General features: G+C 35.1%; 8 protein-coding genes. 2 read left to right on the top strand and 6 right to left on the bottom strand.

Annotation, left to right across the window (positions count from 1 at the left end; genetic code table 11):
- Positions 1 to 42 precede the first annotated feature (42 nt).
- The 3 genes from KEM10_RS04370 to KEM10_RS04360 form a co-directional block, all read right to left on the bottom strand.
- Positions 43 to 1,245, bottom strand: coding sequence for an aspartyl protease family protein (locus KEM10_RS04370; protein WP_212213992.1), 1,203 nt, complete (start codon positions 1,243 to 1,245; stop codon positions 43 to 45).
- A gap of 164 nt (positions 1,246 to 1,409) precedes the next feature.
- Entirely contained in the window at positions 1,410 to 1,871 is a 462-nt protein-coding gene (locus tag KEM10_RS04365) for a DUF5362 family protein (protein ID WP_212213990.1), read from the bottom strand.
- A gap of 218 nt (positions 1,872 to 2,089) precedes the next feature.
- A complete protein-coding gene (locus tag KEM10_RS04360) occupies positions 2,090 to 4,813 on the bottom strand; it encodes an alpha-L-arabinofuranosidase C-terminal domain-containing protein (RefSeq protein ID WP_212213987.1) in 2,724 nt (907 codons plus the stop codon).
- A gap of 301 nt (positions 4,814 to 5,114) precedes the next feature.
- On the opposite strand from KEM10_RS04360, the gene KEM10_RS04355 reads away from it, so the two are divergent.
- On the top strand, positions 5,115 to 8,099 hold the full coding sequence (locus KEM10_RS04355) for an insulinase family protein (protein WP_212213984.1): 2,985 nt from the start codon (positions 5,115 to 5,117) through the stop codon (positions 8,097 to 8,099).
- Positions 8,100 to 8,206: 107 nt separating this feature from the next.
- Here the strand turns inward: KEM10_RS04355 and KEM10_RS04350 are convergent, their stop codons facing one another.
- The 3 genes from KEM10_RS04350 to KEM10_RS04340 form a co-directional block, all read right to left on the bottom strand.
- Positions 8,207 to 8,896 (bottom strand): peptidoglycan DD-metalloendopeptidase family protein, encoded by a 690-nt coding sequence (locus KEM10_RS04350; RefSeq protein ID WP_212213981.1) that lies wholly within the window; start codon positions 8,894 to 8,896, stop codon positions 8,207 to 8,209.
- Positions 8,897 to 8,960: 64 nt separating this feature from the next.
- A complete protein-coding gene (locus KEM10_RS04345) occupies positions 8,961 to 9,776 on the bottom strand; it encodes an alpha/beta hydrolase (RefSeq protein ID WP_212213978.1) in 816 nt (271 codons plus the stop codon).
- A gap of 233 nt (positions 9,777 to 10,009) precedes the next feature.
- Complete coding sequence (locus tag KEM10_RS04340; RefSeq protein ID WP_212213975.1) at positions 10,010 to 12,445, bottom strand: TonB-dependent receptor domain-containing protein; 2,436 nt, start codon at positions 12,443 to 12,445, stop codon at positions 10,010 to 10,012.
- Positions 12,446 to 12,621: 176 nt separating this feature from the next.
- Between KEM10_RS04340 and moeB the strand changes: the two genes are divergently transcribed.
- Complete coding sequence (moeB, locus tag KEM10_RS04335) at positions 12,622 to 13,767, top strand: molybdopterin-synthase adenylyltransferase MoeB (protein ID WP_212213972.1); 1,146 nt, start codon at positions 12,622 to 12,624, stop codon at positions 13,765 to 13,767.
- Positions 13,768 to 13,785 lie beyond the last annotated feature (18 nt).

Raw genomic sequence — 13,785 nt, 5'->3', positions numbered from 1 at the left:
AATTGACTAAATATATAATCCCTCGGTCATCCGGGGGATTTTTTATTTCAACCGCTGTAAGACAACTGAATATTCATCATCAGAACCTTTTCGACGGAAAATAAAGTCGAGTTCATTTTTATTAAAAGCCAAATCCTTTAATAGGAAGAACTTCTGGCACAAATCAGCATCCCTAAGATCGAAGCCTTTGATATCTACTAATACATCTCCCTTTGATATACCTTGCTGTTCAGCTATTGTACCCGACCATAAACCATTTACTCTAATGCTATCATTAATGGATGCGAAATCGATTCCAAATCCTGCAACCGACAATCCTTCCGTAACAGATTTGTATGGTTTAAAAAAGAACCTTTTCTTCGGATAATCTACTACCAATTCACCATTTTCCAACAATTCCATACCAATTCTTGATGATGCATGATCACTACGGAGCAACAAATTAGTAAAGTCAGCATTAGCTACTTGCAAATTATTAACTCTCCATAGTTGCGTTTGAATATCTGTACTATCTAATCCCCATGCTCCTTGTGAGTTAGTACCGTTGGATTCATATGCCGGTTGATTAAAAAGCCCTTTTTGCTGCATTTGTTTGGCAACATTTTCGTTAAACGAATAAATACCTCCACTTCCTGTATCGATTAAAACACCGTTCTGCTTTTTTCCATTCATTTTAAGCGATATAAATGGAGAACTTTGAACCTTATTCACATACAACTTCCCTCCTTGCTTTTTCTGAAGGTTAAAGTCTTTATATGAATCAGCCAGATATAGTTTCTCGTTCTTTACATCTATTTTAAAAGCTCCAAACCGCAATAAATTACTACCTATCATTCCATCCACATCAAAGCATTTTAGTAAGCCCACAAAAGGCTCAATATACAATGCCGGAATGTTATAATATTCCAATTCTCCAATGCGAATTTTATTCACCTGTACTATTTCAGTTTCTTTTTTTCGATCATTGGCATCTTCTATATTTATTCGTCGTATAACATTGTAGTTGTGATTATTGGCAGTATCTTTAAATACAATACACATAGCTCCAGTATCAACAATATACCTTCCTCTAACACCGTTTACTTCCGCCTCAATAATAATTTTATCCATAAGATATTCAAAAGGAAGCACCTCATAGAATTGATCCGTTGAAATACTGCCCTGATTAAATGTGAACTTTTTTTGAGCAGAACAAAGAGTCAGAAATAGTATCGATGATAATATATACGTTAGAAAATACCTCATTTTAGTATTAATTGTGAATTGAAAATATACAAATAATCATCTTAAATATTACAGCAAAGGTCTTATTATTATAATATTGCGGCAATTATTACCTGAAATTTAGATACAAAAAAGCAGGTATGATTATTTTATCCTCCATACCTGCTAATTGTTTTTTTGTACTATTAAAATCCCGCCATCATAGCTATAGGAACAGCAATAACAATTATTAAAGCATAAAGCGATAACATTACAATGGTAAAAACGCCCATAAACTTAAACAGCGATTTAAGATTACCAAAACCTGATGTTAAAGTAAATGTGTTACCAGTAAGTATGGCCTGTTTCATTTGAGTTGAAAACTTGTATAAATAACTTACAGGAAAATAATAAATTAAAGCAATTACTAAATAAATAACACCTAAAAACCCCATTGGAACACCGGTTGCGCCCATTGCAGCACCGCCTGCAATTGACAATCCAATTGTACCAACTATACCTGCAAGCACAATAAATCCAATTCCAATATAACCCATGATTGACAGAAACTTACCCCATTTGGCAGCTTCTAATAAATGTGATTTAATTTCATCGCTGTTTAAAACTAATGAGATGTCTGTTTGTTCGTTAGTGTCATTGTTTTCCATTTTAGATTCGGTTTAAGAATTTTCCTACTCGTACGGCTTTTCGGATTCGTCCCCTTTTTTTGTATGTGAGTATGGTCTTCACTTTTATTAAACTTCAAATATATTAATCTGCCGAATAATCTCCTAGCAACATTTTTCAACAATAATTTTATTTACCTTATTAAAAAAGGAAAGACTGCCATAAATGACAGCCTTTTCCAGTGTAAATTGAATAAATATTAGTCTTGCCAAACTAATTTAGCTGTTTTCTTTCCACTAACCGATGCATATTGAACCAAATAAGTTCCTGACTTCATGTTAGCGCGGGATAATTGTATTTTATCCTTATTGATAATTTGTTTTTGCCAAACCAATTTCCCGTTTAAATCACAAACCGATAGCGTACCTTCAGAATCATTATCGTCTAAATAAATCATCACTTTATTTGTTGATGGATTAGGCGAAATAGAAAGTTCATTTTTTTCTTTTTCTGAATTATCTATTTGATCCAGCCCCGTTGCATTATCATAGTTAAATATAAACACACTAAATGAATGAGCCGGAATTAAATAAGACAACTTATTAGAACCTGTTATTGAGCTTTCAACAGGTTTAACAACTTCTGGATTATTAATTGAATTACGAAGTGAGGGATCGCCTTCTAAGGTAATTACTTTAGCATCAGACAATATATTTACCCCACTTATATCAAGTTCAAGATCATATGATTCCTGCTCGGTGTTAGCCACTTTAACAATCACTTCTTTGTTGGCTTCATTTTTAACAACCGATGCGGTAATCGGACCTTCAGGTGCAGGTATAGTAAATAGCACTTCATTGTTTAAATAAACTACAGCACTACTCCCATTAACTTCAATTTTAACATCATACCAAACATTATTCTGGATTGTTCCACCTTTAGATACCAAGGTAGATTTACCACCATTAACGGCTTGTTCAATAGCATGAGTTGAGTTATTCCATCCCCCCAGGTTTAACCAATAAAAATTATTTGAATCTTCTAATCCAAAAGGAATCAAAAAGCCTTCAGCTCCACTGGTTTTACGAACTTTTAACGTATAAGTGTATACCGAGGTATCAACAGCACTGGTATATATACTCCAGGCTGGAGTATCATATGAACTTTGTACATAAATACCGTTTGAAACATTAAATGTACCACCCAAAACCTGCCATTTAGCCGAGCCTGCAGAAAAATCTTCATCAATCCATACCTTATCTCCACTCGTTACTTTAACATCATCAAATTCAGCTGTTGTATTCCAACTTCCAACACCTATTTGCCCCTGATATATATTTTCATTTGGATTTATACCGTCTTGATAGGTATAATTAACACCATAGGTTGTTTCTCCAGAATACAAGCTATACAACTGCTGCACATAGTAATTAGCTGTTTTCATAACACGGGTATTATCAAAACGAATTAAATCGGGGTGCCATTGTTGATTGCCTTCACGACAAAGCAATGGAGCATAACATGTAAATTGTATTACATCACCATTTCGTTCTACACCGGTTAAATAAGATGCCTCAGCAATCGCATTTACCATCCTATCATCTCTTGATGCATATTCGCCAATAAATACTTTGGGGCCGGTTCTTGGAAATTGATCGTAACGATGGTTGTTATTAATTAACCACGAAGGCTCAACATAGTAATGCTCATCCACTGCTGCTACGTCCTCTTCTCTGCTAAATTCCCACAGACCATCGTAGTGCGATCCCGAATGTGAGGTACCTGATGTGCCAATCACTTTTATTTCGGGATGATATTTTTTTAATGAATCAGCTATCATTTTAAAACGAACTCTGAATTCGGGTATATCATCCTCTTCATTACCCAAACAAACATATTCCATATTAAAAGGTTCCGGATGTCCCATTTCAGCACGTTTAGCGCCCCATATTGTTGAAACATCACCATTGGCAAACTCAACCAAATCCAATGCATCATTAATATAGGGTTCCATATCTTCCAAAGGAACTATTTCTCTATCACGAAATTGACAGGTAACCCCAACAGGTAATACTGGTAATGGAATAGCATTGATATCTTCACAAAACTGAAAATATTCGAAGAATCCAAGACCATAAGTTTGATGATATCCCCATAAGTTCCAGTTAGGAGCTCTTTCTGCAACATCTCCTATGGTTTCTTTCCATAAATAGGTATTTTCAATCCCTCTACCATGCGAGATACATCCACCCGGAAAACGTAAAAATTTTGGCTGAAGCTCTTCTATTACTTCTGCAATGTCTTTTCGCAAACCATTTTTCCGGTTTTTAAAGGTATTTTCAGGAAATAATGAGACCATATCAATATTTAAAATACCTAAGCCTTTGGTATCTAACTGAAAAGTACCTGCCAGAGTAGTGCTCGCACTTGTTAAAACACCTGAATACTTTGTCCACGAGGTGCTTATATTATGAATGGTATCGGAAGCTAATATACCTCCACTTGCATTCTTGATTTTTACTATAACTGGTTCTGTAAAATCACCTATACTTTTAATATAAACAGAATAGTTATACGATTCGGATGCTTCTATAGGGATACCACTATAGCCACTATTACTTATGCCTGCAGAAGTTCCTTGAGCTGATATCTCAAGATTTAAATAGCGGGTATTATTTTCATTTAACGGTTCAGTATTTTGTATCGACATACCGGCTGTAGCGCCACCTTCCTGGACTAATGACCAGGCATGCAAAGGATCCAAATCAACATATCCTGCAACAGAGTAATATTCAAACGATCGATTTTGTATTAACTCAGCATACAATCCTCCATCAGCTGCATAATTAATATCTTCGAAAAAAACACCAATCATTTCCTGACTAATTTCAGTTCCTTGTTCACTCAAATCGGTTTGGATAGAAATCTGCGCGAATAAGCTCAAGGGCACTGTAATCCAAATAGCAAATAGAATTCTTCTCATATAAAACATCTTAGCTTTCTTTTAGTTAACTCATTTAAGAATTACAATAATACATTGAATGAAACCAAATTTCTGCAAAGATTTTGAATAAGTATGGTAATAACTCGATATTGATCAATTTTAAAAGCTGAAAATAATTAAACTAAAACCTCATTTATGAATTATTACTGCTATATCAGACATACTTGTAAAAATTTCAAAGCTTCACAACTTATGATAAGCAAAAAATTCTTATCTTATCGTCGCTTTAACCTCAAGTTACAAGCCTATCATTTTTTAGAACATCTAAATACTAAAATCTATGAGAAAAAATGTTTTTTTCTTATTGCTTGCCTTATTGGCAACAATAAGTTCATGTGGACCACAGGATAAATATGTCAGTGGTGAACAATACCATGGTTTTACCTTGGTTGAAAAGAGATTTGTTGAAGAAGTTAATGCTGAATGTTACCTTTTTAAGCATGATAAAAGTGGAGCCCAACTGCTAAAAATTGCAGCTGACGATCCTAACAAGCTCTTTAACATCGCCTTTAAAACAGCACCCCAAACCGACTACGGAACTCCTCATATAATGGAGCACTCAGTTTTAAACGGATCTAAAAATTTCCCGGTTAAAAGTCCGTTTGATGTGCTGATGAAAGGTTCGCTTAATACTTTTTTAAATGCAATGACCGGTTCAGACATAACTACCTACCCTGTAGCTAGTATGAATGAAAAAGACTATTTCAATTTGATGCATGTGTATCTTGATGCTGTATTAAATCCACTTATTTATGAAGATCCACGCATTTTAAAGCAGGAAGGTTGGCATCATGAAATGGAAAGTGTAGATGGTGATGTGATTTATAAAGGGGTTGTTTATAATGAAATGAAAGGTTCTTTTTCAAGCCCTCGTCGCGAATTAGGTTATCAAATGAGTAAGTTATTATTCCCTGATAACACCTATGGAGTATCGTCTGGTGGTTATCCTAGCGAAATACCCAAACTAACCAATGAATATTTCATCAACTTCCATAAAAAATTCTATCATCCGGGTAACAGTTATATTTTGTTGTATGGCGATGCCGATTTGGATAAAGAATTGGAATTTATTGATGCTGAATATTTAGCTAATTACGATTTGCCAAAAGAAAAAATCGAGATTCCACTTCAGAAGCCATTTGATGCTATGAAGGAAGCTGAAAAAAGCTATCCTGTTCCGGATGGCGCTCCAACAGAAGATCAAACATTTCTTAACCTGGCATTTGTAGTTGGACAGAGTACAGATCGTACTTTAGCCATGACTTTCGATATTATCTCTGAAGCATTGGTCAATAATGAATCTGCACCCCTACGTTTAGCTCTTCAGGAGGCCGGCATAGGTAAAGATGTGAGTGCTTATTTTGGCGAAGATAAACAATGCTCTTTCCAGATAACTGTTCAAAATGCAAATCCGGAAGACAAAGATACCTTTAAAGATATTGTATTTAAAACGTTACAAGCAGTTGTTGATAGTGGTTTTGACAAAAGTATGGTAGAAGGAATTATCAATCGTACTGAGTTTAGCCTAAAAGAAGGTAATACCCCGCAAAAAGGCTTGATGTATTTGATGCAAAGCTATCAGCCCTGGTTTTTTGCCAACGATCCATTCTTAGGTCTTGAATTTAATAAACCGCTTTCAGATGTTAAAAAAGCACTGACCACTAATTTGTTGGAAGATGCTATCAGTACTCATATAATGAATAATAATCATTCAGCACTATTGGTACTTAAACCTGAGGAAGGTTTGCAAGCTAAACTGGATGAAGCCACTAAAAAGGAACTGGAAGAATACAAAAAACAATTAAGTGAGGAAGAAAAAGAACAACTAGTAGCTGAAACAAAAGAATTAATTGAGTATCAGAAAAGAGAAGATTCACCGGAAGCACTGGCTACCATTCCAATGCTAGAACTTTCTGATATTAGTCCTGATATTCAATGGTATGAGGTGGATGAGAAAAAAGTTTCTGATATTAATGTAATACATCACAATACATTTACTAACAACATACTATACAGTTACTTATATTTTGATTTACGCACACTACCACAAGAGTTAATTCCTTATTCTGAATTACTTACTAACCTATTGGGTAAATTAAATACTGAAAACTATAGCTATGGTGATTTAGATACAGAAATGAACATACATACGGGTGGTTTTAATACGTATACAACATCGTATCTAGAAAGCCATAACGATGATCAGCTATTGCCAAAGTTTGCTGTATATGGAAAGTCTACTGCTGAAAAAGCCGGTAAGCTATACGCTTTAACCAATGAAGTGCTTCAGCATAGTAAATTTGATGACAAAGAAAGATTGAAAGAACTGATTACTCGTCATCAATCGCGCGTTGATTCCAGAATTAAAAACAATGGTATTAATTACGCTCTTACACGTCTTCGTTCATATTATTCAAACAGTGGAATGTTTAGCGAGTTAACAGGTGGTATTGAATACTACGACTTCATCACCGACTTATCTGATAATTTTGATGACAAGAGTGATGAAATTATTGCTAACCTTGAGAAAACAGCTTCTTTCATCTTCTCAAAAGATAATTTAATTGCAGCAATTACCTGTGATGATAAAGATTTTAGTTCATACTCTGAAGGATTAGCCCTTTTGTCATCTGAATTACCATCTAATGAAACTCCTTTAAACCAGTGGGCGTTTGATTTTGATAAGAAGAATGAAGGATTAAAAACGGCCTCTAAAGTGCAGTATGTAGTTAAAGGATACAATTTCAAAAAATTAGGATACGAGTACGATGGAAAATTAAAAGTTTTAAATCAAATACTTTCCAGAGATTGGTTGCAGAACCAGGTTCGTGTTATTGGCGGTGCTTATGGCGGATTCTGTGGTTTCTCAAATAGTGGAAATGTTTATTTTGCATCATATCGCGATCCTAACCTTAAAGAAACCATTGAGAATTACGATAAAACTCCAGGTTTCATTGAAACGTTCGATGCAGATTCAACGGCCATGACTCGATTTATTATTGGTACTATAGCTAATATGGATGAACCAATGACTCCTTCGCAAAAAGGAAACGAAGCCATTAGAAATTACTTTGAGAAGAATACACCCGAAGAATTAAAAGCTGAAAGAACAGCTGTTTTATCAACTACCAAAGAAGATATTAAGGAAATGAAAAAAATGGTGGAAGATATACTGGATCAGGATGCCATTTTTGTTTATGGAAATGAAAACAAAGTACAGGAAAATGCTGATTTGTTTGGTAATGTAATCTCAATAACTGAATAAAATTCAATATATTAAAAAAAAAGGAAGGAGCTCAATGGGCTCCTTCCTTTTTTTATATTTTATTAAATTATAGTATGTTACAAGAACTATTTAAAGAGAAACAATCATTACATCCTTAAAATCAAACCCGGATCAAGGCATATATTCAACCATTGATCCATTTCTTTTATAGCACATACTCCCGGAAAATCACCTCTTTTACCCATCAAATCGCTCATCACCTGAAAATGCAAGTGAGGTGGCCAGTTACCATTTTCATTATCATTGCCTATAGAAGCAATTTTTTGACCTTTCTTTACTTTTTGGTGAATATCTATACCATTTAAAGATGAAGTCGATAAATGGCCGTACAATGTATAAAATGAATTGTTTTCTAATTGGTGTTCAAGGATAATGGTTGGACCGTAATCACCAAAATTATCATTATTATTAAAACTATGAATGATACCATCTAAAGGTGAAAAAACCGGAGTTTCGGCATCACACCAAATATCAATACCCAAATGAACCGAACGTGCCTCTTCTCCACTTCCAAAGTGCTCACTCATTTGATAAACCACCCTATTTTCGGCATAGCCACCAATAGCCACCTTTTTATTTGAAAGAGAAAGCTGTTGCTGAATATATTGATTTAACTCCTGCATTGATAATGATTTAAGCTGGATCAACTCCTTATTATCAAATGATAAATCAAGTTTCAATACATTTTCATCTGTTAATTCTGTAGGAACCACATTAGTAAAGCTTGCTTTATTTCTCTTTAATACTTCTTTTAAAGCTGTTATTTCTTTTCCCATATAACACTAATTACACACTTCAATAAACCAACAATAAACACCTATAATTCAGAAGGTAATTATTTTATTTGTGTAATCTAACAATTCTGTTTACCTCATTTATTAATAAAGGAAAAGCCGGTTCTGTCATTCCATGGTTATATCCATCTAATTCAAACAAGCGGATATCTTTATGCCCAGCCACTTTCATCATACGGAACATATATGCGTTTTCTTCGTAGCGTCCCAACATCTCTAATTCTCTATCGCCAGTAATTAATAACATTGGAGGTGCATCAGCTCTAACATGATACAACGGAGCCAAACTATCAATTATAGGTTGTTCACCAGGTATGCCTCTTTCTTTTCGTACCGTAAAGTGCGTGATAGTATGCCCACTAAATGGTATAAGACCGGCAATATTATTGGCATCTACATCATGTTTAGCCAAATAGGATTTATCCAAACCAACCATACTTGTTAAATATCCACCGGCTGAATGCCCTGATACAAAAACCAGCGTAGAATCACCTCCATAATTTGCTATATTTTTCATCACCCAGGCTACTGCAGCAGCAGCATCGTTAATGTATTCAGGAGCTTTAACCTTAGGATATAATCGGTAGTTCACTCCCACAACAGCTACCCCTTTGTTTTTTAATGCCTCGGGAATCTCTTTCTGACCACCGGTTAATCCACCGCCATGAAACCAAACTATTGTTGCATAACCATCAACATTTTCAGGATAATAAATATCTAAAACACAGCGTTCCTTTTTATAAGCATCCTGCTGGTTTTCAGCATCGGAATAATAATGCTTATTAGTTTCTGTTTTGTACTTTGTTTGGCTTACAATGGAAGTACTCAATAAAATGGTAAAGGCTATAATCAGGTATTTCATAATTAAGTTTTAGTTTATATTTAAGCAAACCGCATACATAGCTACATCACAACACATTATCAATTATAGAATTAAAATAATCTACTGGTAATCTTACTGACTTTGTGATTGTATAAAACTATTGAAATTTCATCTCTTTCTGGAATAAAAGTCAAAATAAATTGATTGATTAAAAACTTAACTGCATAAAAAAGCCCGGTTAAAACCGGGCTTATCAATATTAATGAATTGATTTAAAATTCTTCATCCATTCCACCTCCATTATCTCCTCGTTTTCCTCTTTTTTGCATGAAGTTGTTTAAACGATATGATAAAGTAAATGAATACATTGGTGCATTTCGTGTTCGCTTACTGTAGTTGTAAAAATCAGGATCTTCTGTAATGCTAATGCGATTACCCGTATTAAACACATCCCTGATTTGTAATACAGCCGATAGCTTACGATCAAACATATCTAATCGGTAAGCTGCATTTATCATGTAAAAGTCTTCGGTTCTACCTTGTGATGTAACTGTTGCACTGTTATAATTTCCATCTAACTGCAACTGCATATTTTTGCGTAATTTAAAGGTATTACTTATTCTACTGCTCCAGTTAAATGATGTTCTTTCAAATGGGACATCATTAATTACACCATCAATTCGGTAATTATATAAATCGCCCATTATATTAATTTCCCACCATTTAAATAGTGGCGTGTTATACATTGCTTCAGCTCCCAAAGAGTAATCGGTACCCACATTTGAAAAGGTGGTCAACAAAATACCCTCTTCATAAACACTTTGTATTCTTTCTACTTTATTGTGTTTAATTCGGTAGTAACCTTCAACAGATAGTTGTGATTTATCCCAACTCTTCAGGTATCCCATCTCAAAAGCATCGATATACTCAGGTAATAAATCGGGGTTACCCATTCGTACATTAAACATATCTTCCCAGGTTATAAAAGGCTCAAGATACCAACCTCTGGGGCGATCAATTCTACGCGAATAACTACCCATAACCTGATTTTCTGAAGGTAACTGATATGAGAGATGTACCGTTGGAAAATAATCTAAACGATCAATTTCATAGGTTTGATTATCGCGTTGTGTTGTTATATCGCGGAAAGTGTATTCTCCACGCAAACCCAGTTGATAACCAAAATTGCCGTATTTGCCATTAAAGGTTGAATACAATGCCATGATATTACGGTCGTAATCGGTTGTATTTCCCTTATCGGTTTGTTCAACAAAACCACCATCTTCCCATATATATAGTTCCGTTTCATCCTGGCTCACACTTTTTCTCCCCTGAAAACCGGCTTCAAAACGTTTATCTTCACCTATAGGTTTAGTATAATCCAAACGCAACTCCCAGCGTCCTGAAGGGCCAAATTCGGTTGTTTTAGTTCCATCGGTTACATTATTAGCACCATCCTTCAAAATGTTTTCCGAAGTATCATCTCCATCTCTGTAACGATAATTCAACTGAGCACTTAATTCATGTCCTTTTTCTTCGAAGGTGTGAGTATAGTTAGTTGTAAAAGAATACCAATTTCCACCTCGCTGACCATTATTAAGGCTCAATTCCTGAACTTCATCGCTTTCGTATCCATCAGCTAACTGAATGGTTCTGTAATCAAGCAATGAACTATTTTCCATTCTAAAATCACCAATTCTAACGCCTAATGTAAATACGTCTTTTTCGGTGATATCCCAATCAAACCCACCTCTTATTCCAACCATTCTAAATTCACGATCGCTATCTCCATTGGCTCTGATGATTGTTGTAGTATCGTTATTGGTTGTTCTGCGCTCGCTGTAACTCGATCCGGGAAATGGTCGATAGTTATAATCAGCCCCCAGATTAAAATTAAAATTGTTCTTACGATAATTTAAAAGAAAATCACCACCATACATGCCAAATGAGCCGCCTTTTAAGTTAAAAAGACCTTGCACCCCTTGCAGCCGATTTTTCTTGGTAACAATATTAATGATACCTCCAGTTCCATCCGGTTGGTATTTGGCCGATGGATTGGTGATTATCTCTATATTTTCAATGGTTGAAGCCGGTATCTGACGTAACACATCACTCGGATCCATAACAGTTGGTTTACCGTCGATTAATACCGTAAAACCGGTACTTCCCCTCAAAGAAACATTACCTTCAATATCAACACGTATAGATGGCACATTCTCCAAAACTTCAACTGCTGAAAGAGAGGCCGAAGTCATTTGCTTACCTACAGAAACAACTTTTTTATCAATCTTATATTCTACACTTTGACGTTCGGAAACTACTTCAATTTCATCAATGGCTGTTGATGATGCTCCCAATTCAATACTTCCCAAATCAATAACATCACGGCCCGATTCAACAAAAACATCATCGTATCGCTTGTTTTCATATCCTAAAAACGAAACCACAATATAAAAACTCCCCGGATCCAAACCTTTTACCTTAAACTGCCCATCTTCATCGGTAATGGTTCCGGTTACTACCGAATCATCTTCTTTTTTATAAATTGCTACAGTGGCATATTCTATTGGTTTTTTTGATTTACCATCGTAAATCTTTCCTTTAACAACCCCTTCCTTTTCAGGTGAATTGGGGTTTTCGGCTTGTACCCAATTAATATTAAATAGCAAAAGCATTGCTATTAAAAATCCAATTCTTTTAATTCCCATTTCCTTTCTTACTTAAATCTTGTATGATTTATTGACGTGAATTATTGTGTTTTCCTTCGTTATTCCTGCTTAAAAACAATATATTTTTCTCAGTACCCCATGATACATTCAATGTCAATAAGTTATTTTACTATTTTTTTAAAACAGTTTCCTGTAAAGTCATCAGTCCATTTTAAATGAAACAACAAATCTTTATCTTCGATCACTTAAATTCTCAAATTAACATGCATTTAACAAAGGAAGAACTGGAGCGCTACAAACGACACACTATACTACCTATGATTGGCGTTGAAGGACAAAAAAAATTAAAACATGCAAAGGTTTTAATAGTGGGTACCGGTGGATTAGGATCTCCTTTATCGATGTATTTAACTGCTTCAGGTGTTGGAACCCTTGGATTAGTTGATTTTGATACAGTTGATGCTTCCAACCTACAAAGGCAGATTGTTCATAAATCTTCTAACGTTGGACGATTAAAAACAGAATCGGCTCTGGAATCGCTGAAAGAAATCAATCCCTTTGTAAACTTTCAGATCTACAACGATGCCCTTACTACGGATAATGCCATTGAAATAATCAGTCAATATGATTATGTATGCGATGGTACCGACAATTTTAAAACCCGTTATCTGGTAAATGATGCATGCGTTTTAGCGGGTAAAATAAATGTATTTGGATCTATACATCAGTTTGAAGGACAGGTTTCTGTTTTTGGCACCCAGCAGGGACCTTGCTACCGCTGTTTATTCCCCGATCCTCCGTCACCCGGCACAGTACCTTCGTGCGCCGAAGCAGGAGTGATGGGTGTTTTACCCGGTGTAATTGGTACAATTCAGGCTACAGAAGTAATTAAGCAAATTTGTGGTATCGGACAGCCATTGGTGGGGCGTTTACTTAATTACAATGCCCTTAACATGCAATTTAATGAAGTGAAATTTATTAAGGACCATGATTGTCCATGTTGTGGTAAGAATCCAACAATTACCAAACTTAGTAGTTATAACGAGTTCTGCGATGTTAGCACTAAATTCATCGAAGAAGAAATTAGTGCCAGTGAATTAAAACAGATGATCTTACAAAATAATGTCCCGGTAATGATTGATGTACGTGAGGCTGAGGAAGTGGCGAATAGTAAAATAGAAGGTAGTGTTCATATCCCAATGGCACAAATACCTGATCGACAGAATGAGATACCTAAAAATGTGCCTGTTGTAATTTATTGTCATCTAGGCATCAGAAGTAAACACGTGATACAGTTTCTTCAACAGCAAGGCTTTACAAATCTTATAAATCTTACCGGTGGTATTGATTCATTCAATTAACTGGAAAATCTTGCAACT

The sequence above is a fragment of the Carboxylicivirga linearis genome, from assembly GCF_018271995.1.
GTDB classification, from domain to species: domain Bacteria; phylum Bacteroidota; class Bacteroidia; order Bacteroidales; family Marinilabiliaceae; genus Carboxylicivirga; species Carboxylicivirga linearis.
The sequence above is the reverse complement of the archived record's forward strand: the minus strand, read 5'-3'. Positions and strand labels throughout refer to the sequence as shown.

Bases quoted from the DNA above. Each gene is read 5' to 3' on its own strand.
- KEM10_RS04370 (WP_212213992.1), bottom strand. From the start codon at position 1,245: ATGAGGTATTTTCTAACGTATATATTATCATCGATACTATTTCTGACT.
- KEM10_RS04345 (WP_212213978.1), bottom strand. From the start codon at position 9,776: ATGAAATACCTGATTATAGCCTTTACCATTTTATTGAGTACTTCCATT.
- KEM10_RS04340 (WP_212213975.1), bottom strand. From the start codon at position 12,445: ATGGGAATTAAAAGAATTGGATTTTTAATAGCAATGCTTTTGCTATTT.
- KEM10_RS04360 (WP_212213987.1), bottom strand. From the start codon at position 4,813: ATGAGAAGAATTCTATTTGCTATTTGGATTACAGTGCCCTTGAGCTTA.
- moeB (WP_212213972.1), top strand. From the start codon at position 12,622: ATGAAACAACAAATCTTTATCTTCGATCACTTAAATTCTCAAATTAAC.
- KEM10_RS04365 (WP_212213990.1), bottom strand. From the start codon at position 1,871: ATGGAAAACAATGACACTAACGAACAAACAGACATCTCATTAGTTTTA.
- KEM10_RS04355 (WP_212213984.1), top strand. From the start codon at position 5,115: ATGAGAAAAAATGTTTTTTTCTTATTGCTTGCCTTATTGGCAACAATA.
- KEM10_RS04350 (WP_212213981.1), bottom strand. From the start codon at position 8,896: ATGGGAAAAGAAATAACAGCTTTAAAAGAAGTATTAAAGAGAAATAAA.